This window comes from Paraburkholderia phymatum STM815, from assembly GCF_000020045.1.
In the GTDB taxonomy this organism is placed as follows: Bacteria; Pseudomonadota; Gammaproteobacteria; order Burkholderiales; family Burkholderiaceae; genus Paraburkholderia; species Paraburkholderia phymatum.
Genome location: NC_010625.1, coordinates 106899 through 132092, shown reverse-complemented (window position 1 = coordinate 132092; position 25194 = coordinate 106899). Strand labels below are relative to the sequence as shown.

At 61.5% G+C, this 25194-nt stretch carries 22 protein-coding genes; 11 read left to right on the top strand and 11 right to left on the bottom strand.

Annotation, left to right across the window (positions count from 1 at the left end; genetic code table 11):
* Positions 1-33: 33 nt before the first annotated feature.
* Positions 34-900: a GNAT family N-acetyltransferase gene (locus tag BPHY_RS28300; RefSeq protein ID WP_012404885.1), complete on the top strand. Its 867-nt coding sequence runs from the start codon at positions 34-36 to the stop codon at positions 898-900.
* A gap of 11 nt (positions 901-911) precedes the next feature.
* Here BPHY_RS28300 and BPHY_RS28295 read toward each other — a convergent pair whose 3' ends face one another.
* The gene (locus BPHY_RS28295; RefSeq protein WP_012404884.1) at positions 912-1778 is read right to left on the bottom strand and encodes a 3-hydroxybutyryl-CoA dehydrogenase; all 867 of its coding nucleotides are present in this window, start codon (positions 1776-1778) and stop codon (positions 912-914) included.
* Positions 1779-1953: 175 nt separating this feature from the next.
* Here BPHY_RS28295 and BPHY_RS28290 point away from each other — a divergent pair, with 175 nt between their 5' ends.
* Together BPHY_RS28290 and BPHY_RS28285 are read left to right on the top strand one after the other, a co-directional pair.
* A complete protein-coding gene (locus BPHY_RS28290) occupies positions 1954-2382 on the top strand; it encodes a hypothetical protein (protein WP_012404883.1) in 429 nt (142 codons plus the stop codon).
* Positions 2383-2766: 384 nt separating this feature from the next.
* Complete coding sequence (locus BPHY_RS28285) at positions 2767-3495, top strand: transposase (protein ID WP_041765577.1); 729 nt, start codon at positions 2767-2769, stop codon at positions 3493-3495.
* 298 nt (positions 3496-3793) lie between these two features.
* On the opposite strand, the gene BPHY_RS28280 is transcribed toward BPHY_RS28285, so the two are convergent.
* A complete protein-coding gene (locus tag BPHY_RS28280) occupies positions 3794-5068 on the bottom strand; it encodes a hypothetical protein (protein WP_012404881.1) in 1275 nt (424 codons plus the stop codon).
* A gap of 1045 nt (positions 5069-6113) precedes the next feature.
* Here BPHY_RS28280 and BPHY_RS28275 point away from each other — a divergent pair.
* Entirely contained in the window at positions 6114-6947 is an 834-nt protein-coding gene (locus BPHY_RS28275; RefSeq protein WP_012404880.1) for a class I SAM-dependent methyltransferase, read from the top strand.
* A gap of 309 nt (positions 6948-7256) precedes the next feature.
* Entirely contained in the window at positions 7257-8078 is an 822-nt protein-coding gene (locus tag BPHY_RS28270) for an alpha/beta fold hydrolase (RefSeq protein WP_012404879.1), read from the top strand.
* Between the two features lie 73 nt (positions 8079-8151).
* Here BPHY_RS28270 and glcC read toward each other — a convergent pair whose 3' ends face one another.
* On the bottom strand, positions 8152-8937 hold the full coding sequence (gene glcC / locus BPHY_RS28265; RefSeq protein ID WP_407671297.1) for a transcriptional regulator GlcC: 786 nt from the start codon (positions 8935-8937) through the stop codon (positions 8152-8154).
* 226 nt (positions 8938-9163) lie between these two features.
* Here glcC and glcD point away from each other — a divergent pair, with 226 nt between their 5' ends.
* The 3 genes from glcD to glcF are packed head-to-tail and all read left to right on the top strand — an operon-like array spanning position 9164 to position 13015.
* Positions 9164-10663: a glycolate oxidase subunit GlcD gene (gene glcD / locus BPHY_RS28260; RefSeq protein WP_012404877.1), complete on the top strand. Its 1500-nt coding sequence runs from the start codon at positions 9164-9166 to the stop codon at positions 10661-10663.
* Entirely contained in the window at positions 10663-11730 is a 1068-nt protein-coding gene (gene glcE / locus BPHY_RS28255) for a glycolate oxidase subunit GlcE (RefSeq protein WP_012404876.1), read from the top strand. The genes glcD and glcE overlap by 1 nt, the downstream gene beginning before the upstream one ends.
* Before the next feature lie 13 nt (positions 11731-11743).
* On the top strand, positions 11744-13015 hold the full coding sequence (gene glcF, locus BPHY_RS28250) for a glycolate oxidase subunit GlcF (RefSeq protein WP_012404875.1): 1272 nt from the start codon (positions 11744-11746) through the stop codon (positions 13013-13015).
* Positions 13016-13094: 79 nt separating this feature from the next.
* Here glcF and BPHY_RS28245 read toward each other — a convergent pair whose 3' ends face one another.
* From BPHY_RS28245 to BPHY_RS28215, 7 genes are all read right to left on the bottom strand, one after another.
* The gene (locus BPHY_RS28245) at positions 13095-13448 is read right to left on the bottom strand and encodes a BON domain-containing protein (protein ID WP_012404874.1); all 354 of its coding nucleotides are present in this window, start codon (positions 13446-13448) and stop codon (positions 13095-13097) included.
* 118 nt (positions 13449-13566) lie between these two features.
* A complete protein-coding gene (gene aspA / locus BPHY_RS28240) occupies positions 13567-15006 on the bottom strand; it encodes an aspartate ammonia-lyase (RefSeq protein ID WP_012404873.1) in 1440 nt (479 codons plus the stop codon).
* A 42-nt stretch (positions 15007-15048) separates the two neighbouring features.
* Positions 15049-16548, bottom strand: a complete 1500-nt coding sequence (cuyB, locus tag BPHY_RS28235; RefSeq protein ID WP_012404872.1) for a cysteate racemase — start codon at positions 16546-16548, stop codon at positions 15049-15051.
* Positions 16545-17825 (bottom strand): dicarboxylate/amino acid:cation symporter, encoded by a 1281-nt coding sequence (locus BPHY_RS28230; RefSeq protein ID WP_041765955.1) that lies wholly within the window; start codon positions 17823-17825, stop codon positions 16545-16547. Before BPHY_RS28230 ends, cuyB begins: the two co-directional genes overlap by 4 nt.
* Before the next feature lie 181 nt (positions 17826-18006).
* The gene (locus BPHY_RS28225; RefSeq protein WP_012404870.1) at positions 18007-18921 is read right to left on the bottom strand and encodes a LysR substrate-binding domain-containing protein; all 915 of its coding nucleotides are present in this window, start codon (positions 18919-18921) and stop codon (positions 18007-18009) included.
* A gap of 136 nt (positions 18922-19057) precedes the next feature.
* Complete coding sequence (locus tag BPHY_RS28220) at positions 19058-20401, bottom strand: type II toxin-antitoxin system HipA family toxin (protein WP_012404869.1); 1344 nt, start codon at positions 20399-20401, stop codon at positions 19058-19060.
* Between the two features lie 2 nt (positions 20402-20403).
* Entirely contained in the window at positions 20404-20652 is a 249-nt protein-coding gene (locus BPHY_RS28215; RefSeq protein ID WP_012404868.1) for a helix-turn-helix domain-containing protein, read from the bottom strand.
* 331 nt (positions 20653-20983) lie between these two features.
* Here BPHY_RS28215 and ttdA point away from each other — a divergent pair, with 331 nt between their 5' ends.
* From ttdA to BPHY_RS28200, 3 genes are all read left to right on the top strand, one after another.
* Entirely contained in the window at positions 20984-21844 is an 861-nt protein-coding gene (gene ttdA / locus BPHY_RS28210) for a L(+)-tartrate dehydratase subunit alpha (RefSeq protein WP_052306191.1), read from the top strand.
* Complete coding sequence (gene ttdB / locus BPHY_RS28205; RefSeq protein WP_012404866.1) at positions 21841-22449, top strand: L(+)-tartrate dehydratase subunit beta; 609 nt, start codon at positions 21841-21843, stop codon at positions 22447-22449. The genes ttdA and ttdB overlap by 4 nt, the downstream gene beginning before the upstream one ends.
* Before the next feature lie 237 nt (positions 22450-22686).
* The gene (locus BPHY_RS28200; protein ID WP_041765575.1) at positions 22687-22950 is read left to right on the top strand and encodes a hypothetical protein; all 264 of its coding nucleotides are present in this window, start codon (positions 22687-22689) and stop codon (positions 22948-22950) included.
* Positions 22951-23040: 90 nt separating this feature from the next.
* Here BPHY_RS28200 and BPHY_RS28195 read toward each other — a convergent pair whose 3' ends face one another.
* The gene (locus BPHY_RS28195) at positions 23041-25185 is read right to left on the bottom strand and encodes an ATP-binding response regulator (protein ID WP_012404864.1); all 2145 of its coding nucleotides are present in this window, start codon (positions 25183-25185) and stop codon (positions 23041-23043) included.
* Positions 25186-25194: the final 9 nt, after the last annotated feature.

Genomic DNA, 25194 nt, shown 5'->3' with positions numbered 1-25194 from the left:
CGACACGGCCTTCCGCCTCGACAAGGAGACATCATGGAACAGGCGCCAAGCACGGCACGCGACTTGATCGTCCGCACGATGAACACCAACGAAGTGAATCTCGCCATCGAATGGGCCGCGCGGGAAGGCTGGAACCCCGGCTTGCACGACGCGTCCTGCTTCCGCTGCGCAGACCCGAAGGGATTCTTCGTCGGCGAATGGCGCGGCGAAGCCGTCGGCTCGATTTCGGCCATCGCCTATGACGGTCAATTCGGCTTCATCGGGCTGTATATCGTGAGGCCGGAATTTCGCGGCAAGGGCTTCGGCTTGCGCATCTGGCAGCATGGCATCGACTATCTCGGCAAGCGCAATATCGGACTCGATGGCGTGGTTGCGCAGCAGCCGAACTACAGAAAGTCGGGCTTTGAGCTCGCGTACCGGAACATTCGCTTTCAGGGCATCGCCGACGCCGATGCTTCACGCGACGAGGCTATGTTAGTCGATGCGCGTCAGTTGCCGTTCGAACAACTCGCGTCGTATGACGGCCGCTTCTTTCCTGCGCCGCGTGCGGCGTTCTTGCGCGCCTGGATCGATCAACCGGGTGCGGTGTCACTCGCCCACATCGGCGACGGGCAGATTCGCGGTTATGGCGTCCTTCGACGCTGCCGTGAGGGACGCAAGATCGGGCCGCTTTTCGCAGACGACAAGCACATCGCCGAAGCCCTGTTTACGGCGCTTGTCGCGCGTTGCGCCGGAGAGACCGTGACGCTCGACGTGCCCGAACTCAACTCGGCGGCCGTCGCGCTTGCCGAACGGCATCGGCTGACGAGCGTATTCGAAACGGCGCGCATGTACACGAAGCGCGCGCCGGACCATCCGCTCATGCGGCTTTATGGCGTCACGACGTTCGAACTGGGATGACTCGCGATGCTTCAGTGCTTCGGATCGTAGCGATATACACCGTGCCCCGTCTTGCGGCCCAGACGCCCGGCGGCAACGAGTTCGCGCAGCAGCGGGCACGCGCGATATTTCGAATCGCCGAAGTCCTTCAGGAATACATCCATCACGGACAGGCACACGTCGAGACCGATCAGGTCCGCGAGCGCGAGGGGCCCGATCGGATGGTTCGCACCGAGGCGCATGCCAGCGTCGATCTCTTCCGCCGTCGCGGTGCCTTCCGCGAGCAGGAAGAATGCCTCATTGATCATCGGCACGAGGATGCGGTTGACCACGAAGCCCGGCGCGTTCTTGACGCTGACGGGCGTCTTGCCAAGGCGCTCCGTCAGTTCGCGCACGGCCGTCGCAGTGTCGTCGCTGGTCTGCACGCCGCGGATTACTTCGACGAGCGGCAGCAGCGGCACCGGGTTGAAGAAGTGCATGCCGACGAAGCGCTCCGGCCTGCCGATCGTCGCGGCCAGCGCCGTAATCGAAATCGACGACGTGTTCGACGCGACGATCGTGTCGTCGCTCACGACGGATTCGATCTGCTTCAGAATGCGGACTTTCAGTTCAGCGTTCTCCGTCGCCGCTTCCACGACGATGTCCGCGCTGGCGAGGCGCTGATAGTCGGTCGACGTCTCGATGCGCGTGAGCGCGGCATCGCGTGCGGCCGCTTCGACCTTGCCCTTCTCGACGAGCTTCGCGAGACTGCCGGTGAGCGTCGCGACGCCCTTCGAAAGCGCCGCGTCCGTCACGTCGATGAGCACGACCTTCAGCCCTGCGACCGCCGCTACCTGCGCGATGCCGTTGCCCATCGTGCCCGCGCCGACGATGCCGATTGTTTCGATCTTCTTTGCCATTGCTGTTCCTTTCTCCTGATTTGCATGGGTTTCGACGGCGCGCTGCAGCGCACCATGACCGATACGATACCTGTTTCTCGCGCGATTCACGTGAAAGAGGCAAACGGCCGCGCACGCCGCATACTTACCGATGTGCGGGGCGATATGATCGGATGAATACCACTTAGAGCCCGTCATGCAACCCGTCGATCTAAACCCGAAACGCAAGAAGGAAAATCCGCTTGTGTGGATTTTCGAGCCGCTCGAGCGCGACCCGGAATATTCGCGCGAACGGTTCTTCAATTTCCAGGCGGCCTATCTTGATGGGCTGCTGTACCTCGCAGTAGCCAGCGGCGAAGAGCCGTGGAATGGGCTCGTCGTTTGCACGTCGCATGACCGGCAAGCCGGCTTGCTCGAAGCGTTCCCCGTGCTCGCGCCGCATCCCGTGCTTGGCAAATGGCTGTATGTGTCTCAGCGCGATCCCGAGTTCGAAACCGTCGCCCATCAAATGGTCAAACTCGCGCGCGAACGGGACCCGCGCATGGGCGTGGTGCCAGGCAAGCGCAAGCGGTCGCCCGATGTGATCGAAATGAAGTCTTCGTCGCGAAAGAAGAAGTCTTGGTAGCCGGTCTCGGGTGCACCCGGCCTGGTCTTTGCGGCGCCGAAGGCGTATGGAGAGAGGTTGAGCGGGCAGACTGGTAGTTGCGTTTATTGCAAAACAAGGAAGAAGCAGATCGCGACTCGGCGCCGCACGCGGTGCGCTCGACCCGGCGCGACGCGCGGCGTCATTTTTTCTGCATCCTCGCGCCGCGCGGCACGGCGATTTGCAGCGCCAAAAAGGGACCGATGGCATCGTCAAATCGACGAAAAGAGGCCTGAAAAAAGGCCTATTCGCGATCTAAACGCGCACGCGCGGTCGATAGAATTTCTTTCCAATACAGGTTACGCAGCGTCACGCGTCCGGCCCAGCCGGATCGCTTTCTCACATCGGATTTCCGGTTAATTCAGCATGACACGGCTTGCACGGCACTACGTCCCAGAACAACCGCAGCACGTAATGTTGCAGGGGCTCACGGGCCCCGCATTCCTGGACGAGGGAGACTACCTGTACTTCCTCGCCTGCCTCGCAGACGCCGCTCGCGTCGCCGATCTGGCAGTCCACGCGTGGGTACTGATGCCCGACGCAGTACAGTTGCTCGTCACGCCTTCATATGAATCCAGCGTGGCGATGGCGATGCAGGCGGTCTGCCGTCGCTATGTCGAGACTTTCAACCGCCGTCACGGACGCCGCGGCGCAATGTGGCGCGGCGGCTACCGGGCGACTGTGATCGAGCCCGACCGCTACTTCCTGCTCGCGAGCCAGGTCATCGATCACGCGCCCGTGCGCAAGCGCCTTGTCGCCGACCCTGGAAGCTACCAGTGGTCGAGCTACACGCATCACATCGGGCTGCGTGTCGACAGCTTCATCAAGGACCATCCGATCTACCGCGCGCTCGGCGATACGCCGCTGGAGCGCCAACAGGCCTACCGCGATTTCAGTGCGCACTCTCTCGACGAACGAGAGGTGGATAACCTGATGCAGTCGACGCTCAATGGCTGGGTGCTCGGTAGCGCCGCGTATTGCGAGTGGGCGGCGCAGACAGCGAACCGGCGATTGATGCCGTTGCTGCTGCGCGACCGGCCCGCCGCGCAAGGTTCGCGCGATATGCGCGCTCGCACGCGAGGGTTGAGCAAATGAAAACGGGCAAGGAAACAGTGGCCGACATGTCGGCGGCAAAAGCCGCGGCGAAGCTGGCCAGTTGAACGGGTCACGCGGTTCAGGCTTGCGATGACACATGCCCCGAAGGCGGATCGATATCCGGCCTGCGGGGCATACGACATGCACGAACGCTGTAACGGGTCCAACTAGGTTGGCGATGCGTCGCACGGCATCCGCACGCAACCCAACCGCAGGATCTCTATTCGACGCGAAAGAGACGAACGGTTTGATCTGCGATGTTCCGTGGCGCTCGATCAGCTCGCTCGTTATCCCGCCATCAGTTGTCGGGGTTCCCCGACACGAACGAAGCGAACGCACTGTACGGCGGATTCAGTGCAACGCCGTCCTTCATAATGCCGAACGTATTGTCGCCGCTATCGAGGATGTAGTACATCACCGACTGAACGTTGCGCGTTTTCCGCCCCTGATAGAAATTGCCCAGCGTTTTCGTAATGTAGCTGGCGCGATAGTCCTGAGTCTTCTCGGGTCCCGTGTTCCATTCGGTGATCATGAACGGCACGCCGTATCGGGCCTTGCAATACGTCGGCAGATCGAATCCCGGTCCCGAGCCATCGATACCGATGTTGAAAATATCGCCATACACCTCGTAGTTGTGCCAGGTCGTGATGTCCCAACGCACTTTCGGGTGACCGCCCGTGCCGTCCGGCTGCATGCCGTCCCACAACGCGTCCGCGGCGCCGATATCGGCGACGCAAAAGTTGATGCCGCATTTGGCGGATGACTGCACGGCCTTCACGCCGTCGATCATTCCACGCATGGCCCCGCGCATGACAGGCCAGTTCAGGTTATTGAAGTCGATTGCCTTGGTGCCTGCGTTGGTGAAGTCCAGAATCGTCGCGTTTTGCCGCGTCAACTCGTTCCCACATTCGTACATCGTGACGCCGTATTGCTTGAGTGCGTTTGCAACGGACATCGCAGCCTGCAATCCGCGGTTATAGGCGGCGGACTCGCTTGGAAACAGATTGCCATTCGAATCGTAGATGCCCATGTTGATCAGCACCAGCAGCGAAATTCCATTCGACTGGAACGCTTGCGCCAGTTTGGAAACGGCGCTGATCTGGGCAGGATCGTCGGTACATCCGACGCGGTAGGTCGTGCAGCCGATCCCCTTCAGGATCGATACGAGCTGCGCCGGCTTGTACGTATAGTCGTAGTGCCCGTTAATGCCGTAGAACATTCCCGCCGGGGCTGCGACGGGAACGCGCGGATCGCTGCATGGTAGCCAGACGTCGAGGTCAGCGCATACATAGAACTGCCCGCCCGTACCGATGTGCCAGATCTTTCCACCGTACCAGAGCAGCAGCGACACGTTATACGTGTTGCCCACCTTAAGGCCGTTGCGATATATGACGCCGTTCTTGACCGTCCACTGCGATCCCATCTTGTCGATGATGACGGACGCGGAAGGAATCGTCGTGCCGTCGGGTGACGCTCCACTGGTGACGGCTCCGAAAGCCTGTCCATACGCGCTCATGAGATAGCCGCCACCAAGAGCGGTCAGGCTGCCAAGAAATTGACGTCGCTTGATCATCGAAAATCAGTTCTCTCGAGAAAGTTAAAGGAAAAAATCAGGTTGTCGTTCGAATGCATGTTCAGAACGGCGCAACGCCGATTTCCAATTACACAGTACTGCTTATCGATATTGGCAATGAGCCGTCTGCTCAATGCGTGGAAATGAAGGCCTGGAGATCGCCTCTGCGAGGTAGCGACGTCGTGCCAGCGGTTCGCGTTTCGCGATGACCGTGGCGCCGCTTTTCGAACTCGCGATGAATTGCAGTGCGGATTCGATCTTGCGACTCGCTGCCGCCTGTTCGATACGTTACGCGAACAGCGCCCTGCGCAAGGGGCCCTGCAACTCGTTCGCGCCCGCCGCTCGACCGGGGTAAATAATACCCGTCTGACAATTTAATTTACATACTTTTCGCCCGCCGAATGGCCAATTAGCGAGATTCTTTCCGATGTCAATTTCAGCAAGGTAAATTCCGCCTTATTCAAAAAGGCCGGAAAAGACGTTTTATCTTTTTGCATGGACATACGCGGCGAGGCGGTATTTATTGGACTTATAGCTTTACAAGGCGGTCATACCGTACGTTGAGGCGGCGTGCTCGAGGCGCAAACGCCGGTCTTGCTCACGCGGCCACGTCACATTTACCGACTGCAACCCGATCGGGAATCGGTGAAATTTTAAGCGCGGCGAGAATATGTTTTCGGAATCGACCCCGACAGCGCGAGACTCGGCTGCTGGCCGTCGACGTTCCGACATCGGCCGGGGACGGCGGGCGCGCTGCAAGCTGGCAGGCCGCTTACGCAACGACCCGGTCACGCTCTGCTGGCAAGGCCTGATGGTCTTCGGCCATTCGAATCGACTCGCGATTTCCGGCGTCCCGCGCAAAACATCTGGACGCCCGGACATTCCTCCACGCGGCTGACGTGCCGATACTGGCACTCACGCGATCTGCAGCGATCGCCCCACTCTGGAAGCCCGAAGTGCCCGCGCTCACACATCGCTTGGCGACACCTCGGCATCCCGACGGGCCGCTTGCCTGATTCCGCCCCTCGTCTTTCAGGAGATCTTCATGTCCGCTGTCGATTCCCCTTTCGCACCCGTTGCAGACTTCGCCGCCATCAAGCTCCGTCAACAGGCGGCCTGGTCGACGGGCGACTACGCCGTGATTGGCACCACGCTGCAAATCGTCGGGGAGAACCTGTGCGAGGCGCTCGATCTGCGCGCCGGCAGCCGCGTGCTGGACGTCGCCGCAGGCAATGGCAATGCGACGCTTGCCGCCGCGCGGCGCTGTTGCGAGGTCACGTCGACTGACTATGTCGCGTCATTGCTCGATTCAGGTCGTGCGCGTGCGCAAGCGGAGGGGCTCAAGGTGCAGTTCCAGGAAGCGGATGCCGAAGCGCTGCCCTACGCGGATGCGTCATTCGACATCGTGATGTCGACCTTCGGCGTGATGTTCACTCCCGACCAGCAAAAAGCGGCAGCCGAACTCGCCCGTGTCTGCAAGTCTGGAGGACGAATCGGCCTCGCCAACTGGACGCCGGACAGCTTCATTGGGAAGCTGTTCAAGATGATCGGCAAGTACATTCCGCCGTCCGCAGGCGTGAATTCGCCAGCGCTCTGGGGAACGAAGGCGCGCCTCGACGCGTTGTTCGACGGCACCGCCCGGAACATCACTGCGACCAGCCGCGATTTCACGTTCCGCTACCGTTCGCCTGCACATTTCATCGAGGTGTTCCGCACGTTCTATGGGCCGATGAACAAGGCATTTGCCTCGCTCGAAGGGGAACGGCAGGCCGCGTTCCTCGCAGACCTGACCGCACTGATCGACGACGGGAACCGGTCGAACGATGCGACGCTTGTCCTGCCGAGCGAGTACCTCGAAGTCGTGGTGGAGCGACGCTAGAACCCGTGAGCGGCGGACATGACTGACTTCGGTGCAGCCGCACGCAGCGAAGTCAGCTCGCCGGGTTGGCGCACGGCGATACAGTCCCGCATTTTTACCCGCGTGTCTGCCGACGCCGAACATCGAGCTCATGATCTGTCGGCCACTCGACGACATGTCGCCCCATCTGCATAACCGGTGACAGCCAACGGCCCTGCAAAACAAGGCCTTCTTACGTATGGCATGGACTCTGCACGGGTTCGGCGTTCACACCGACACTGTACGCAACGACATCCATCTGTTGCCATTATCGACAAAGGCCTTACCGACATGAATAGCACAACCGCATCGCCAGCTTTCTCATCTGCAACGCCGGTTATCGCATTGCATTGCTCGGGATCGGGCGCCGCTCAATGGCGAAAGCTCGGCGAGGTCCTTGGTTCGCGCCACGCGCTCGTCGCGCCTGAGCACTATGGCTGCGAAAGCACAGGCCCGTGGAGCGGCGAGCGCGCATTCACGCTCGCCGACGAGGCCGCGAGGACCGTCGGCATCATCGATGCGTCGAGCGGCAAGGTTCATCTCGTGGGCCATTCGTACGGCGGCGGCGTAGCGTTGCGTGCGGCGCTCGAACGGCCCGAGCGTATTGCGAGTCTGACGCTTTACGAACCGTCGGCGTTTCATCTGCTCAAGACGATGGGCTCGTACGGCACGCATGCGCTTGCAGAGATCATTGCGATTTCAAAGCGCACCGCCGATGGCGTGAGCTGTGGCGACTATCGGGGTGCCGCCGCTTCGTTCGTCGATTACTGGGGCGGCCTCGGCGCGTGGGACGCGCTGCGGCCCTCTGTGCAGGCTGCGCTCACACGCTGGGCTCCGAAGGCTCCGCTCGACTTCCGCGCGCTGCTCGAAGAGCGCACACCCGCCGACGCGTATGCGACGCTGCGCGTGCCCGCACTGATCATGCGCGGACAGCATGCACCTGTTCCAACCCGCGCGATCGCCGAGCGCTTGCCAATGCTGCTGCCGGCGGCGCGCCTTGCGGTTGTCGAAGGCGCGGGACACATGGGGCCCGTCACGCACGCCGACGAAGTCAACGCGGCCATCGCGACGCACATCGCCGGCGCCGAAGTTGATCTGTGCGCAATGCATTGAAGGACGAAGCCGGGATTGCCGCCGCGGCCCCGCATAATGGGACATCGCCGCGTGAGTTTCCGCAATCAGCGCCTCACTTCCACCCTTCGAGCCTGAGCGTCGCGCGCACCAGTCGCTGCTCTTCCTGTTCGATCTCCTGCAGGCTGTCGCGCACGCTGTTGATGTGATCGGCGGCTGTGCGATATGCCTGCTCGGGGAGCTTGCCCGTCACCGCGCTATAGAGCCGCGCATGCTGACGGTCGATCCGTTTGCGATGCGGCTGGCGGTGATACAGATTGTTCACCGACGCGAACACCGAACTCAGCAGCAACTCCGTCAACGACCTGAGCGTATGGACGAGCACCGGGTTATGCGACGCCTCGCAGATCGCCAGATGAAATGCGTGGTCGAGGCGAGCATGCGTTGCGGGGTCCGCATCGGTTTGGTGCGCGGCGAGCATTTCTTCGTAGCGGCGCGTGATCATCATGTAATCGGCGGGCGTGCCGCGCAATGCGGCGAGGCGCGCCGATTCCGCTTCGAGCATGCCGCGCACTTCGAACAGGTCGTAGAGCGTGCGCGGCTGTGAAGAGAGCAGATGCATCAACGGGGATTGCGGCGGCTGCGCGGTCAGATTCGCGACGAACGAGCCCTTGCCGTGCGCCGTTTCGATGATGCCCCGCGCGCGCAGCAGCTTGAGCCCTTCGCGCAGCGCCGTTCTCGATACGCCAAGCTTGTCCGTCAGGCGCCGCTCAGACGGCAGCGCCTGTCCCGACCTCAGCACGCCGTCGACGATCAGCCGCTCGATGCGCTCGGCGACCACATCGGCGATCTTCCGATCGGCGTCTTTTCCGCTCGCTTCCGTGCTTGCAATCACTGGTATGACCACTTTCTCGACTGGTTTTTCATGAAGCCGATGATACCGCCATTTGCTATTTGCCGCTGGGGCTGCGCGTTCAATGAACCCTGGACAACCGATAAAAACTGGTATTACCACTCTCCCCGACCATCGACAGTCCGATCCGAAACGTGAACAATCGGCGGCTACACGGATAAGTGGCGCGTGAAAGCAGGTGCAAACAGCACTCGCGCGCCCACGGAGACGCCCCATGAGCTACGCGTACGACGAACGGATCGACGGCCCCCTTCCGTCGCATGACAAGAGCGCGCTGGTTGCCGAGCTTCAGCGCCTCGTGCCCGGCATGCAGCTGCTGCACGACCGCGAAGACTTACGTCCATTCGAATGCGACGGCCTTGCCGCGTATCGCACCACACCGATGATGGTCGCGCTGCCCGATTCGATCGAACAGGTTCAGGCGCTGCTGAAATTCGCTGCCGCGCGCAACGTGCCCGTCGTCGCGCGCGGTGCGGGAACCGGGTTGTCGGGCGGCGCGCTGCCGCTCGAACAAGGCATTCTGCTTGTGATGGCGCGCTTCAACCGCATTCTGCACATCGACCCCGAAGCATCCATTGCACGGGTGCAGCCCGGCGTGCGCAATCTCGCGATCTCGCAGGCGGCCGCGATTCACGGCCTCTACTACGCGCCGGATCCGTCGTCGCAGATTGCGTGTTCGATCGGCGGCAATGTCGCCGAGAACGCGGGCGGGGTGCACTGCCTGAAATACGGTCTGACCGTGCACAACATCCTGAAACTCGAAGTGATGACCATCGACGGCGAGCGCCTGACGATCGGCTCCGAGGCGCTCGACTCACCCGGCTTCGACCTGCTCGCGCTGCTGACGGGCTCCGAAGGCATGCTCGGCATCGTCACGGAAGTCACCGTGAAGCTGCTGACCAGACCGCAAAGCGCAAAGGTGCTGCTCGCCAGCTTCGACGACGTCGAAAAAGCGGGCGCGGCCGTCGCGCAGATCATAGGCGCGGGCGTGATTCCCGGCGGCCTCGAAATGATGGACAACCTCGCGATCCGCGCCGCCGAAGACTTCATCCACGCGGGCTATCCCGTCGATGCGCAAGCGATTCTCCTGTGTGAACTCGACGGGGCGGAATCGGACGTGCAGGAAGACTGCGACCGGGTCGGCGCATTGCTGCGCGAAGCGGGCGCGACCGACATTCGCATCGCGAAGGACGAAGCCGAACGTCAGCGCTTCTGGGCCGGCCGCAAGAATGCATTCCCTGCCGTGGGTCGCATCTCGCCCGATTACTACTGCATGGACGGCACCATTCCGCGCCGCGAACTGGCGCGCGTGCTGCGCGGAATCGCGGCGCTGTCGAACGAATATGGACTGCGTGTCGCGAACGTCTTTCATGCGGGTGACGGCAACATGCACCCGCTGATCCTCTTCGATGCGAATTCGCCCGGCGAAATGGAACGCGCCGAAACGCTCGGCGCGAAGATCCTCGAACTGTGCGTCGAGGTGGGTGGCAGCATCACGGGCGAGCACGGCGTCGGACGCGAGAAGATCAACCAGATGTGCGTACAGTTCAGCAGCGAAGAGCTCAAGCTGTTCCATTCATTGAAAGCCGCATTCGATCCCGACGGCCTGCTCAATCCCGGCAAGAACATTCCGACACTCCACCGCTGCGCGGAATTCGGCGCGATGCACATTCATCGCGGCAAGCTGCCGTTTCCCGATCTGGAGCGCTTCTGATGCGACGCGAATTCGATTCGATGGATGACAGCGCGCGCCTCGTGGCGCAGGTTCAGCGCGCGATCGCGGAGCACTCGCCATTGCGCATTCGCGGCAGCAACAGCAAACGCTTTCTGGGCCGCGACGTGCAAGGCGAGGAACTCGATACGCGTTCGCATCGCGGCATCGTCGCGTACGACCCGACCGAACTCGTAATCACTGCGCGCGCGGGCACGCCGCTCGTCGAACTGAATGCCGCGCTCGACGAGGCCGATCAAATGCTGCCGTGCGAGCCGCCGCTTTTCGACGGCCAGGGCACCGTGGGCGGCGCAGTGGCGACGGGACTGTCGGGACCGCGCCGTCCGTGGGCGGGCTCGATGCGCGATTTCGTGCTCGGCTGCCGCGTGATTACGGGCGACGGCGATCATCTGCGCTTTGGCGGGCAGGTGATGAAGAACGTCGCGGGCTACGACATGTCGCGCCTGTTGGCGGGCAGTTTCGGTTCGCTCGGCGTGTTGACGGAAGTGTCGCTGAAAGTGCTGCCGAAGCCGCGCGAGCGCCGCAGTTTCGCGCTCAAGCTTGGCGTGGACGACGCGATGCGCGAGCTGTCGGCATGGCGCAAGGCCGCGCTGCCCGTAAGCGGCGCCTGCTATATCGACGGCGAGCTGCATGTGCGGCTCGAGGGCGGCAGTGGCTCGGTGAACTCGGCGGTAGACCGGATCGGCGGCGAAGAAATCGATTGTGCGTTCTGGCATGCATTGCGCGACCATCGGCTGCCGTTCTTCACGGACACGCGTCCGCTGTGGCGTCTGTCGCTGCCGAATGCGACGCCGTCGATGACGTTGCCCGGCGATGCGTTGATCGACTGGGCGGGCGCGCAGCGCTGGCTCAAGAGCGAAGCGCCTGCCGCTGAAATCCGCCAGCTTGCGCACGCTGTGGGCGGACATGCGACCTGCTTCTCGCCTTCAATCGAGCGAGAGCCGTTCCAGCCGCTCGCCGCCCCGCTGCTGCGCTATCAGCGTCAATTGAAACGCCGCCTCGATCCGAATGGCGTGTTGAATCCCGGCCGGCTCTACGCCGATCTCTGAAGCGAGCGCGCTTATGCAAACGAATCTCGACTCTCACGCGAAAGCCCTGCCCGATGCCGAAGAAGCGGAAAGCATCCTGCGTTCATGCGTGCATTGCGGCTTTTGCAACGCGACGTGCCCGACGTATCAACTGCTCGGCAACGAACTCGACGGACCGCGCGGTCGCATCTATCTGATCAAGCAACTGCTCGAAGGCGAGCCCGTCAGCGCCAGGACGCAATTGCATCTGGACCGCTGCCTCACGTGCCGCAATTGCGAAACGACGTGCCCGTCGGGCGTCACCTATCACCGGCTGCTCGATATTGGACGCGCGGAACTCGAGCGCCGCATCGAGCGGCCCATCGGCGAGCGCTTGACGCGTAAAGGCTTGCGCACGGTGATCCCGCGCCCCGACGTGTTCGACGCGCTGCTCAAGACAGGGCGCGCGGTGCGGCCGCTGTTGCCCGCGAGCGTGCAGGCGAAGATTCCGGCGCGCGCCGCTGTGCCTGCGAAGCAACGCCCGGCGCCGCGTCACACACGCCGCGTGCTGATGCTCGAAGGTTGCGTGCAGCCGTCGCTCTCGCCGAATACGAATGCCGCGGCGGCGCGCGTGCTGGATCGGCTCGGCATCAGCGTGACGCGCGCGAGCGAAGCAGGCTGCTGCGGCGCGACCGACTATCACCTGAACGCACAGGACGCGGGGCTCGATCGTGCGCGCCGCAATATCGACGCATGGTGGCCCGCGATTGCAGCGGGCGCCGAAGCGATCGTCCAGACGGCGAGCGGATGCGGCGCGTTCGTGAAGGAATACGGACATCTGCTGCGCAATGATCCGCTCTACGCGGCCAAAGCGGCGCGCGTGAGCGCGCTGGCGCGCGATCTCGTCGAAGTGCTGGCAGCCGAACCGCTCGATGCGCTGCAGCCCGCCGACGATGCGATCGCACTGCGCGTCGCGTTTCATTGCCCCTGCACGCTACAGCATGCTCAGAAGCTGGGCGGCGCAGTCGAAAGCGTGCTGACGCGGCTCGGCTTCGATCTGCCCGCCGTACCCGATGCGCATCTGTGCTGCGGTTCGGCAGGCACGTACTCGATTACGCAGCCCGAGCTTGCGCAGAAGCTGCGCGACAACAAGCTGACGGCGCTCGAAAGCGGACAGCCGGACATCATCGCGACCGCGAACATCGGTTGTCAAATGCATCTGGATGGCGCAGGCAGAACGCGCGTGCGTCACTGGATCGAACTGGTCGAGGAAGCACTGGATGCGTCGATGCGGCCGCTGTCATCCGCAGCGGCGGCAGAGCCATGACGGGAAGGGGTTGAACAGGCGCGCGTTTTCGGTACGCGCGCCTGCTCAGTTATGCCGATTCAGCAAGTACAGGGCAATTTCACTGCCCGCCCTCACGAACCGTTAACGCATTTTTCACCGACGTCACACCCGCCACGCCCTGTGCAATTGAGGTCGCCTTGTCGATCTGGGCCGGATCGTTGACACCGCCCGCGAGCGTTATGGCGCCACCTTTGGCCAGCACGTTGATGCCCGTCGTGTCGACGCCTCCTTTGGAAAGCGCCTGAGCCACCTTCTTGCTCAACGCCCGATTGGCTTTCCTGACCTCGGACTTCGACGCACCATGCGTCGGAGCCGACGCAGCAGCAGATTCGCTTCCCTGCGCCCACGCATTGACGGAAGCGACGACAACGAATGCAGCTCCAAGCAGTTTCAACGTTCTGATTGCGTTCATTCGTGACTCCAGTAGAAATGACCTGACGGTAGTTTCGATCCGGCCTGCAATCCGCGAAGCCGTCGCGGCTCGATCTCGTCGAACGAGGAGACCATTCTAGAACGTCGCATCGGATTTCTCATCCATCGGACAAAGTCGACAGCCGCCTGGACGGCGCATGCCTCGGCTCCGTCAGCATTGCCGGTTGCAGGATGTCATCGAGTTGAGCGCGGCTAAGCAGCCCCTTCTCGATGACGATCTCGGCAACGCTTTTGCCCGACAGCAGCGCCTGCTGCGCAACCTGCGTCGCGTTCGCATAGCCGATGTAAGGATTGAGGGCTGTCACGATACCGATCGAGCTCTCGACCAGCGCATGAAGTCGATCGCGATTGGCGGTGATCCCATCGACACATCTCGATGCAAGCGTGAGACATCCAGCGCGCAGGTGCGCAACGCTTTTGAAAATGCTGTGCGCAATCAGCGGCTCGAATGCGTTCAGCTGCAATTGACCGGCTTCGGCCGCAAAGCTGACCGTGACGTCGTTGCCGATGACTTCGAACGCGATCTGGTTCACGACTTCCGGAATCACCGGGTTGACCTTGCCTGGCATGATGCTGGACCCGGCCTGAACAGGCGGAAGGTTGATCTCGCCGAAACCCGCTCGCGGGCCGCTTGAAAGAAGTCGAAGGTCGTTACACGTCTTCGAGAGCTTGATGGCAACTCGCTTGAGCACGCCCGACAGCTGGACGAACGAGCCCACGTCCTGGGTCGCCTCGACGAGGTTGGGCGAAGTGACGACGGGTATGCCCGTGATACCGGCCAGATGCCGGCACGCAAGGGGGGCATAGTCTGGCGACGTATTGATGCCCGTGCCGATGGCCGTTGCACCCAGGTTAATCTCGCAGATCAACTTCGATGCTTCTGCAAGGCGCTCTTCGTCTTCTCCGAGCATGACCGCGAACGTACTGAACTCCTGCCCCAGTGTCATGGGAACTGCATCCTGCAGTTGCGTGCGCCCCATCTTGAGATCATGGCGAAATTCTTGCGCCTTGCGCTCGAAGGCGTGGTGCAATACGCCCATCGCATGCACCAGCTGAACGATGCCCATGTAAGTCGCAATCTTCAACGCAGTCGGATACACGTCATTCGTGCTTTGACCGAGATTGACGTCTTCGTTGGGATGCAATACGGCATAATCGCCGCGCCGGTGGCCGAGATGCTCCAACGCGAGATTGGCGATCACTTCGTTTGCGTTCATGTTCGTCGAAGTGCCTGCGCCGCCCTGAATGACATCGACCACGAACTGATCATGTGCGATACCGTTGCGAATCTCGCGACACGCGTGGACGATCGCCTTCATCTTGTGCTCTTCGAGAAGACCGAGGTCGTGGTTCGCCATCGCCGCGGCTTCTTTCACACTCGCCAAAGCGTTCACAAGATTCGGATACGTCGAGATCGGAATGCCTGTGATCGGGAAATTCGCGAGTGCACGCAGCGTGTGTACGCCATAGTAGGCGGCATCGGGGACTGCGAGATCGCCTAAAAGGTCGTGCTCGATACGCTCGTTGGTACTGGACATGGACAACTCCATTTGATTCGGAAAACGCCGGCGGCATCGTCGTCAGGCGGGCAAGGTCAGGCTGTTCGTGGATACGGCGCGCGCAGACTCCCGAGCTGCCGTCGCATGGGCGATGCAGCGCCGGGCGAGGACGTTGGTTGGATCCACGAGCCACGCACGCTTGCCGTTCTTGCCGATGAATTCGGCTAGTGGCAGAAGAAGCGGAAGTTCGGTGCAGCCGAGAATGATGATCTCAACGCCTTCGGCAATCATTCCTTCAACCGCGGCGGCGATATCTTCCTGACACCGCCCCGTCGTGAATCCCGCCTTCACGCCGTTGTTGCCGTAGATGGCCTCCATCACGCGCGTTTGCAGCGCCTCACCGGGCGTAACCTGGCGAAGACCTTGCGATTGCAGCGCCTTTTCATAGACGCCGCTCGAGATCGTCCCCGACGTCGCAAGAACGCCGATGTCGCGATATCCCGGCCACGACTCGCGCACGAAGCGCACTGTCTCAGTCAGCATGTTGACGATCGGTATGCCGAGGTGCGGCTGGATTCTTTCGACGAACGCATGAGCGGTGTTGCAGGGTATCGCGATGATGTCCGCGTCGCCTTCCTCCAGCCTCTTGCACGTCGCGTACAGCGAAACAGTCGGGTCCGCCCCGTCGCCTATCAGATTTTCAGTGCGGTCCGGAATCTGTGGATTCTGTTCGACAATCAGCCTGATGTGATCCTGGTCCCGCGTTGCCGGCGTGTTGCGCACGACCTTATTGAGGAAATCGATGGTCGCAGCGGGACCGACGCCGCCCACGACCCCTACCTTGAATACGCTCGAAGGCGAGTCATACTGGCCCGACACGACCTGTTGTGCATACACCTGATTGGAATCCACCAGCGGCACACTGAGCACGCGAATTTCATCGGCAACAAGCGCGATCTCCGTCATGCCGGGCACGATGACATCGACGCCCTGCTCGATCAGATCGGCGCATGCCCCATGCAGCAGTTCGACTGGGCGGCCACGCAAATTGCCGCCCTTGATGCCGTCGCGGCCATACACGGCTTCCGTCACGCAATCGACGCCATCACGCAGGCGCGGGTAGACGACCTCGAACTCGGGCGGCATGAAATAACGCTCGAACAAATGCTTTTCTCGCGTGAAATCCGACGCAAGAAAGCCGATTCGTCGTGCGCCGGGCATCCGCTTGCGAATGTGCTGGCGCAGCGCGTCGACCATGTCTACGATATGCAGGCTCGTGTTCGTCTTCAGTTCATCGATGAACGTATGACTGAGGAAGCAGGGAAGCACGACTGTCGTCACGCCCTGCTTTTCGAAATTGCGGATCATCTCGAAGATATACAGCTTGCGTTCTGTCGTCGCTGCACTGCCCGTGCCGGCGCTGCGAAACGGATGCTGCTGGAAAATCAGGTCGGCGTGCCCGGCATCCGTCGACGATGGCAACGCCTGCACGAGCTTGAAAAACACGTCCGCGCTTGCCAACGGCCCGAGGCCGCCCACGATACCGTACTTGCGCCTGCGTTCGGCGATTACCGGCGTCATTTTGCTGCGGCCTCCGCGTGATCGAACTCGTGTGCGTCGTCGGACTGCGGCTGGCGCGCGCCCTCCCATTTCGCAATGACAGCCGTCGCCACGCTATTGCCGATAACATTGGTCATGGTCCGCCCCATGTCCAGGATCTGATCGATTGCCAGCACCATCGCCACGCCGGCAGCAGGCAGATGGAACATCGGCGCCACGGCCGCGACCACTACCACCGAGCCGCGCGGTACGCTCGCCATCCCCTTGCTGCTCAGCATCAGCACCAGCAGCATGAAGATCTGCTGCGAGACGGGCATGTCGACGCCGAACGCCTGCGCGATAAAGATCGCGGCAAAGGCCTGGTACATCATCGAGCCGTCCAGATTGAATGCGTATCCGAGCGGCAAGGTGAAGCCGACCACCTTCTTGTCGACGCCAAAGCGCTCCAGTTGTTCGGTGAGGCGCGGATACGCCGCCTCGCTGCTTGCAGTCGAGAACGCAATCATGGCCGGCTCGCGCACGCACTTCAGAAGCGTTCCAATGCGGCGGCCCAGAAAGAGATAACCCATGCCGATCAGGATCGCCCACAGAAGCGCCAGCCCAAGGTAGAACGAACCGATCAGCTTGCCGTAGGTGTACAGCACGTCGATGCCGCGCAACGTCACAGCGGATGCAATCGCGCCGAACACACCAAGCGGCGCGGCGCGCATCACATAGTTCGTCAGACGCAGCATGACGGGCACCATCCCGTCGATCGCCTGGATGACGATCTTCACGCGCTCGTCGCGTTTCAGTGCACTGAGTGCCAGCCCGAGAAACACGGAGAAGATAAGTATCTGCAGGATGTCGTTGCGTGCCATCGCGTCCAGCAAGCTGGTCGGAAACGCGTGCGTGATGACATCCTTGACGTTCAGCGCCGATGTGTTCAGGCCGGTGTTCACCTCGCCCGCACTCTCGATCAGATGCAATCCGGCGCCCGGCTGTAGCAGATTGGCCAGTACGAGGCCGAGACTCAGCGACAGCAGAGACGCGCAGACGAACCACCCGACCGACCGCAGACCTATCCGGCCCACGTCCTGACCGCTGTCCATGCCGGCGAGACCGGATACCAGCGTCGCGAAGACCAGCGGCGCAATGATCATCTTGACGAGCCGCAGGAAGATGTCCGTCACGATCGAGAAGTACCCCGCCACGGCCTTTACCGTTGCAGGGTCGGACAAGCTCGTGTGACACGCATAGCCGGCAAGGACGCCGAGCACCATCCCGGCGGCGATAGTCAGAGTCAGGCGATTCTTCATTTCCATCCGTCCTTGAGTGACGCATGGCGGCCGCGATGCGATCGTCATGCGCTGAAAGAGGTTCTGCACGGCGCCGGCCACGCGTCGCGTCAGAGTCAGAACGGATAGTAAAGAGGATCAAAAAGGCCTGAATGCCAGTGCTGCATGCGGCTATGCGGATTTCGCATAAGCCGGGAAAACCCTAGCCGGAAACAGGCGAAACGGCGCGGAGGTGCTGCCAGAGTGAATCGAGAAACTCATTGCGATTGGACGCATCGCGATAGACGCGCAACGCGATTTCGAGGTTCCACACGGACGGTCCCGCGGGAACGAGCTCGCCGTTATCGAGTTCTTCCGCAATTGCACTTCTGGGAAGCCACGCAATGCCCTCGCCTTCCATCACGAGCTTCTTGAGGACTTCGGCCATGTCCGATTCGTAATGGAGTCTCAGAGAAGGCGTACTCGAAGCCCGGCCAAGCAGCAGGGAAAGACACCGCCCGAAATAGCTCGTGTCCGTATAAGAGATGTGCGGCAAGGGCTGTTTTGCGGTGCCCGGCAGACGGTACATCGGAGCGGAGCGTTGATTCGGCCTCGTCGCGGGCATGAGCGTGTCGATGCCTACCGTGACATGCTCGTACTTCGCCGGGTCGAGATGCAAGGGAAGTTCGGGATGGTGGTACGCAAACATCAACTCACAGTTGCCGTTGACGAGCATCAGAATCGAGTCGTGCACGTTGGTCGGCACCACCCGCGCACGCACTTCTCCGAAGTGAGCCGCAAGCGCCTTTAGCCAGGAGGGAAGAAAATTCAGCGCGATGGTATGCCCGGCCGCAATCTGCAGACTCTTGCCGGCAATGCGCTGCTCTGTGCGGATGATCGCGCGCGTATCGAAGAGCTTGTTCAGGACGTCGTCCGCTACCTCACGGAACAGCTGACCTGCAGGCGTCAAGACCGGGGGAAAACTGCTGCGGTCGATCAGTTCGGCGCCGACCCATTGTTCTAAAGACTGGATTCGCCGGCTGAATCCCGATTGAGTCACATTGCGGAATTCCGCTGCTCGCGAGAAGCTCTGGTATTGAGCGAGGGCGATGAAATCCTCAATCCACTTGATTTCCATAGCGCGCGGGTAGCCTTGTGCGGAGCGAACGTCGCTTTCGTCGACGCCAGCATTCTAACCTTCCCTGCTTGTCTGCAAGCGTTGCAGCACAACGGCCGGCAGATGCGATTCGAAGAGGCAGTCTGCAACCCCGATATCAGATACCCGGCTGCATGGCGGCGAGGCGCTCCGCCGAGGCCCTGAGTCCATCGAAGATCCGCTTCGCCACCTTCTGAGGGAAGCCAGCAGGAAGTTCTGCTGCAACCTGTTCGATAGCGACGGGAGTCTTTTCGATCAAACTGGCAATCAGCGGCTCGGCATCGGCGCCATAGAAACAGCGCGACGCCATCGCGTTGAAGTTGCGGCGCTGGATGTCCTTCATCAGATAGTGCCGGTTCTTGCCGACCACGGCCATCGCAAGTTTCGCCTTGTGCCACGACCATTGATTGCCGCCGTCGCCTTCGACAGGCCAGATCGACATGATGTCGTACAGCGGCGTCAGAGCGTAACGTCCGCCCGGCAACAGCTGGATGCTGAAGTTCTTCGCATGACCGTCCGGCGCAGCGAGCATCCAGAACAGAATCTGCGCAGTGAGGAAGGTGGCGAGATCGTCGTCGGGCTGCTCCGACTGACGCAACACGGCGGCGATATCGATCATGCCGGGTCCGCCATCCGCCTCATACCGTTGATGCGGCGGCTTGCCAAGCACCTGGCAAAAGTCCTCTTGCGGCAACCGCAGAATCCACTTGCGCGAAGGATGAAGCCGGCGGTCGAAGCGTTCGACGGCCAGCACTTTCTGCTCGCCGAAGGTCAGGATATCGGCATTCGGCACGGGCAGACCAAACGCCCTGCAGAGCGCGAGACAGAGCCATTCGTTTTCGACGGAAGTCGTCCAGTCTGCCTTCTTGTTGCCCACGAGCCCAAGCGGCAGCTTGAAGATGTGCGTGGTCGGCGTCGCGCCATGAGGACGCATCCACTTTCCGTTGTGACGAAGCAGCGCGGTCTTTTCCTGTGCGCCCGCGAGCGAAATCCGAAAGTCGTCGTTGTCGCCGCCCGCGCCCGGACCGCCCGACGCGACCGTGCGTGCGAGCATCTGTTCGATCGCTTCGTCCGACATCGGCATGCCATCGATCCGGTCGAAGCCTTCCGGCCGCGCGTCTTCGGCAAGCAGCTGCGCAGCGCCCACACAGTCGCGGCCGATGGCCTCGAGCAGATCGAAGGCGTCGGTGGTGGCCGTCCTGAAGCGCGTGGCGAGACGCCGACGGATCGCTTCGCTGTCGGGCAGCAGATTGTCGAAATAGTTGCGCACGCGCTCGCCGCGCAACGGCGCATCGTCGATCCCGAACGGCAGCGACAGCGACAACGGCCGTCCCGCGGCCGACGCCATCCAGTCGCGGTCGTACTGAAGCTCCATGTCGCCGCGCGACGGAATGCGCCAGGTGCCGACACGCAGACCGTTGGTCCATACCGACAGCGCGCGCGCATGAGACGGGCGGCCCACGGTTACCACTCCTCCTGCGACGGCACAGCGCTGGCCGGCCGCGTCTGCACGCTCAGTTCGAGGCCGTACATGGCCAGCAGCGCAAACAGTTGTTCCGACGTGATGGAGTCGGGATTGAGCTCGAGCGCCGAAAGCCGGCTCTGACTGAGACCGACGCGCGACGCGGCCTGGGCCTGCGAAAGCCCTTTGCCGCGCCGCGCGGTGCGCAGGATCTGGCCAAGCTGTTGCGGGTTGAGCAACGTGCGTTTCATCGCGGAGCGCCCTGGAGGGTTACCTGTTCGGCAGGTAAATGTATTTTACGTGTATTACGGGTATTTGCAAGATAGTTGTTTGGCAGGTAACACGCGGGACGGCCTGCCCTTTGCCGGTTATGAATTGAAGTTAAAGATGCCTTGACTATCAAGCCGGTTTCAGCACTCTGAGTTCGGTAAAGTCCCCTCACACGAACGAATTCGAAGGTCCTTGCGCGGGTGCGGCCATGCTCGCGGTTTCGGTCGTCGTGACAACGAACTCAATCCCAACCCCACAGTACCAGGAGTGAACGTGGACAAGGAAGCCAGTATCCAGTCCCTTACCGATACGATGGCCAAATTCACGGCCTATATCGGCAAACGCCTGCCAAAGGACGTCAAAGCGAAATTATCCGAGTTGCGGACGATGGAAACGAATCCGCTGGCCAAGTCGATCTACGACTCGATGCACGGCAATCAGGAAGCTGCCGACAAACTGAATCGTCCAAGCTGCCAGGACACGGGTGTCATTCAGTATTTCGTCGAAGCAGGCGCACATTTTCCGCTGCTTGGGGAACTCGAAGACATTCTGCGCGGCGCTACCGAGGTCGCGACGAGGCTCGGACCTCTGCGTCACAACGCCGTCGAAACGTTCGATGAAAAGAACACCGGGACCAACACGGGCACGCAGATTCCCTGGCTGGACTGGCGCATCGTCCCCGACAAGGACAGCTGCACCATCGATGTTTACATGGCCGGCGGCGGATGCACGCTGCCCGGCGCAGCAAAGGTTCTGATGCCCGGCCAGGGCTATGAGGGCGTGGCCGAGTTCGTGATGGATGTCATCACCGAGCGCGGGGTGAATGCATGTCCGCCTCTGCTCGTCGGCGTGGGCGTGTCCACTTCTGTCGAAACGGCCGCCCGGCTTTCCAAGCTCGCTATCCTGCGGCCGGTCGATTCGAAGAGCGCAAACCCGCGCGCAGCCTTGATGGAGGAATTGCTCGAACAAGGGCTCAATGAAGTCGGCATTGGCCCTCAGGGCCTCACCGGAAACAACAGCGTGATGGGCGTCAATATCGAATCGTCAGCACGTCATCCGTCGACGATCGGTGTTGCGATCAACACTGGTTGTTGGGCTCATCGGCGCGGAAAGATCAAGATCAACGCCGACCTGTCGTACGAAATACTTTCCCATGAAGGAGTGGTGCTGTGAAGAAGGTCCTTACAACGCCCATCAAGTCCGAAGACCTCGACGATCTCAATGTCGGCGACGTCGTCTATCTGACCGGCCGGCTCGTCACTTGCCGGGACGTCGCACATCGTCGACTGATCGAGCAAGGCAGACAATTGCCCGTCGATCTGGAAGGCGGCGCCATTTTTCATGCGGGCCCGATCGTTCGAAAGAAAGATGACGGCAGCTTCGAAATGGTTTCGATTGGCCCCACGACCAGCATGCGCATGGAAAAATTCGAGCGCGAATTCATTGAACAGACGGGCGTCAAACTGATCGTCGGCAAGGGGGGCATGGGTCCGGAGACGGCGGCCGGGTGTCAGGAACACAAGGCCGTGCACGCCATCTTTCCGGGCGGCTGCGCGGTCCTCGCGGCTACGCTGGTTGAGGAAATCGAAGACGCGCAATGGCAAGACCTCGGCATGCCGGAAACGCTCTGGATCAATCGCGTGAAGGAGTTTGGTCCGTTGATCATCTCGATCGACACCAAAGGCAATAACCTGATCCAGCAGAACAAAGCGTCCTTCAACGAAAAGAAAAAGCCGATCCTGGAGCGAATCAGCAAGGAACTGAGCTTCATCAAATGACCATTCGCGCGGCGTTCAAGCAAAGTGAGCGCCGCATCGATCACAGTGCCGTCAATTCGGGGTCCGGTGGATACACGGGAGCCCGATTGGCAAAGCAGATACCGTGATGCATTAAGGATACGCACCCACGCGACGGACTCTGCGCCGAACCTATTGATTTTTCAGACCAGCATCATTAACTTGGTTGCTGAGGTTTGATTGACGCTGCGATCACAGCCGACAACGCGGAGTGAATCCATGGAAAAAACCTACACGTACAAGGACTTCGAGGTCACCGTGAAACTCGAGCCCGTGCGGGCGGTGTCGAGCGATTTCACCTATGGGCCTGCGGCGGCCTACATTGCCGTGGTGAGTATCTGCACGGCGGACCCGCGAAGGCCAATAGGCGTACCCGTTCGGCTCATCGCGGAGGGAAACCGCGCCTTCGGCACGGAAGACGAAGCGTTGACGACAGGGTTGAATGCCGCGCAGCGTGTGATAGACGACCGATTCGGCTCCTGATCGACGCCCGGGCGACAGGGCAAGGGCGAGCGGCGCGATTGCATCGCTTGCCCTTGCCGGTTTGCGCACCGCAAACCATCGTTTCAACCGTCAGGTCGACGCGACCCCGTCGTAGCTTTGCCCTTCATCGCGCGAACTCAGCAGATCGAGCAATACTGCAAGGTCCGCCGGCTTGACCAGGTAATGATCGACGCCTGCCTCCATTGCCTGACGGATGTTGTCTTCCTGACCATAGCCGCTGAGCGCAATGATCAGCGCGTCTCGACAGGCGCGATCCTGACGTAGATATCTCGCCAGCTCATACCCCGTCATATCCGGCAGTCCGATGTCGAGCACGATGACATCCGGCCGCATCTCAGAGGCCGCCTGCAGCGCAGTCGCGCCGTCCATCGCGCATCTGACGATGTACCCGTGTATCGTCAGCAGCGCCTCGAGGCTTTCCGCCGATGCGACGAGATCGTCGACCACCAGCACGCGTATGGCCGCCTTTCGGTTCAGATGCACGACGGGCGCAAGCGCCGGCATCGTGCGCTCGGCCACGGTTCCCGGCAGTTGCACGACGAACTCCGAGCCCTTGCCCAGGCCGTCGCTCTTGCAGCGCACGGACCCGCCGTGGAGTTCCGTCAGATGCCTGACGAGCGTGAGACCGATACCGAGCCCGCCCAGCGACCGGTGCAACGAGCCGTCCGCCTGCGCAAACAGTTCGAACACATGCGGCAGAAACTCAGCGTCGATGCCTTGACCGTCGTCGGCGACGGTAATGGTCGCCGTGCCGTCCGCAAAGCGAGTGGATAACGAAATGTGGCCGCCTTGCGGCGTGAACTTCGACGCGTTGTTGAGCAGGTTCGCGACAATCTGCGCGAGCCGCACGACGTCGCCATTGACGATGATGTCGACGGCCTCTTCGTCGCAGATCAAGGTTTGCGAACGGCGTATCAAATGAGGCCGGCTGGTTTCAACGGCGCGGCCGATCACGATGGAAAGCGGCACAGGCGTCAGACGCAGCGCAACCGTCCCCCTCGCAATACGCGACACGTCGAGAAGATCCTCGACGATGCGCACCATGTGCTCGACCTGCGTTCCGACGATTTCGCTAGCCCAGCGCAACACTTGCGCATCGCCCTCGCTGGCACTGCGCATGACAGCGGCCGCGTTTGCGATGGGCGCGAGCGGGTTGCGCAATTCATGCGCAAGCATGGCGAGAAACTCATTCTTGCGTCTGTCGCCGTCGCGGATCGCCGAGAACAACAGCGCATTCTCCAGCGCGATGGACGCACGGCTGACGAATTCCTGGCATAACGTCGTCTGCTCGGCAGGCATGGCCGCCTCCGACGAGCAAAGCACGATCACGCCCTTCTGGTTGCCCGTCAACAACGGAAAAGCACTCACGCGCCGCACGCCCTCCACGAACGCTGCCCCTTCAATCGCTTCGCTGACGCATTCGCCTACGGCGGGTTCGACTTCCACCTGTTCTTCATGCAGCAATCGATGCACGAATCGGTCGATGGCAGGAAACGCCCGGTTGAGCGCCTTCGACTGGAAGGCAGCGAAATCCGGCGCGTTCCCATCGTTTCGTCTTGCTGACTTCACTGTCAGCCCAGTCGAGAATTCGCCGATGCCTCTCACCGCGACGAAGGCGGTATCCGCCAGCTCGCTGCACGCCAGTTCCGCGATGCGCTGCAACGTCGCGTCGATTTCGAGCGAACGGGTCAGCGCATGGCTCGCCGCCGCCAGAAAATCCGCGCGTTGCCGCGCCTGCTCGGCGGCAGCGCGGCCGGCTTCCGCCCGAACGATGGCTTCCCGTTCCTCCGCCCGCGACAACAACTCGTGATGCATGCGGTGCATTTCGACGAAAACCTTGACCTTCGAGCGCAGGATTTCCGGCACGACAGGGGCGGAAATATAGTCGACGGCGCCCAGCGAATAGGCCCGCTTCATCTCCGATTCGTCGATATACGCAGTCACGAAAATGATCGGTGTTCGCGCCGTGCGCCGATAGGTTCGCAACAGCGACGCCGTTTCGAGACCGTCCATGCCGGGCATGTTCACGTCGAGCAGAATGACTGCGAAGGCCCGTTCGAGTACGGCTTTCAACGCTTCGCGGCCCGATGCGACGGTAATGACATTCTCCCCGAGTTCTTCGAGGACCGTTCGCATCACGACATGCTGTTGCGGCAGATCGTCTACCACGAGAATGTTGACCGGCTGCCGCGCGGAAGCAACTGCATGATCCATTGCGCCCTC

Coding starts and splice junctions, on each gene's coding strand:
- cuyB (WP_012404872.1), bottom strand. CDS start 16,548: ATGACGCCGGTAATCGCCGAACGCAGGCGCAAGTACGGTATCGTGGGC.
- BPHY_RS28230 (WP_041765955.1), bottom strand. CDS start 17,825: ATGAAGAATCGCCTGACTCTGACTATCGCCGCCGGGATGGTGCTCGGC.
- aspA (WP_012404873.1), bottom strand. CDS start 15,006: ATGTCCAGTACCAACGAGCGTATCGAGCACGACCTTTTAGGCGATCTC.
- glcD (WP_012404877.1), top strand. CDS start 9,164: ATGAGCTACGCGTACGACGAACGGATCGACGGCCCCCTTCCGTCGCAT.
- BPHY_RS28195 (WP_012404864.1), bottom strand. CDS start 25,185: ATGGATCATGCAGTTGCTTCCGCGCGGCAGCCGGTCAACATTCTCGTG.
- BPHY_RS28200 (WP_041765575.1), top strand. CDS start 22,687: ATGGAAAAAACCTACACGTACAAGGACTTCGAGGTCACCGTGAAACTC.
- BPHY_RS28270 (WP_012404879.1), top strand. CDS start 7,257: ATGAATAGCACAACCGCATCGCCAGCTTTCTCATCTGCAACGCCGGTT.
- BPHY_RS28300 (WP_012404885.1), top strand. CDS start 34: ATGGAACAGGCGCCAAGCACGGCACGCGACTTGATCGTCCGCACGATG.
- BPHY_RS28280 (WP_012404881.1), bottom strand. CDS start 5,068: ATGATCAAGCGACGTCAATTTCTTGGCAGCCTGACCGCTCTTGGTGGC.
- BPHY_RS28245 (WP_012404874.1), bottom strand. CDS start 13,448: ATGAACGCAATCAGAACGTTGAAACTGCTTGGAGCTGCATTCGTTGTC.
- BPHY_RS28285 (WP_041765577.1), top strand. CDS start 2,767: ATGACACGGCTTGCACGGCACTACGTCCCAGAACAACCGCAGCACGTA.
- BPHY_RS28295 (WP_012404884.1), bottom strand. CDS start 1,778: ATGGCAAAGAAGATCGAAACAATCGGCATCGTCGGCGCGGGCACGATG.
- glcF (WP_012404875.1), top strand. CDS start 11,744: ATGCAAACGAATCTCGACTCTCACGCGAAAGCCCTGCCCGATGCCGAA.
- BPHY_RS28225 (WP_012404870.1), bottom strand. CDS start 18,921: ATGGAAATCAAGTGGATTGAGGATTTCATCGCCCTCGCTCAATACCAG.
- BPHY_RS28215 (WP_012404868.1), bottom strand. CDS start 20,652: ATGAAACGCACGTTGCTCAACCCGCAACAGCTTGGCCAGATCCTGCGC.
- ttdA (WP_052306191.1), top strand. CDS start 20,984: ATGGCCAAATTCACGGCCTATATCGGCAAACGCCTGCCAAAGGACGTC.
- glcE (WP_012404876.1), top strand. CDS start 10,663: ATGCGACGCGAATTCGATTCGATGGATGACAGCGCGCGCCTCGTGGCG.
- BPHY_RS28275 (WP_012404880.1), top strand. CDS start 6,114: ATGTCCGCTGTCGATTCCCCTTTCGCACCCGTTGCAGACTTCGCCGCC.
- BPHY_RS28290 (WP_012404883.1), top strand. CDS start 1,954: ATGCAACCCGTCGATCTAAACCCGAAACGCAAGAAGGAAAATCCGCTT.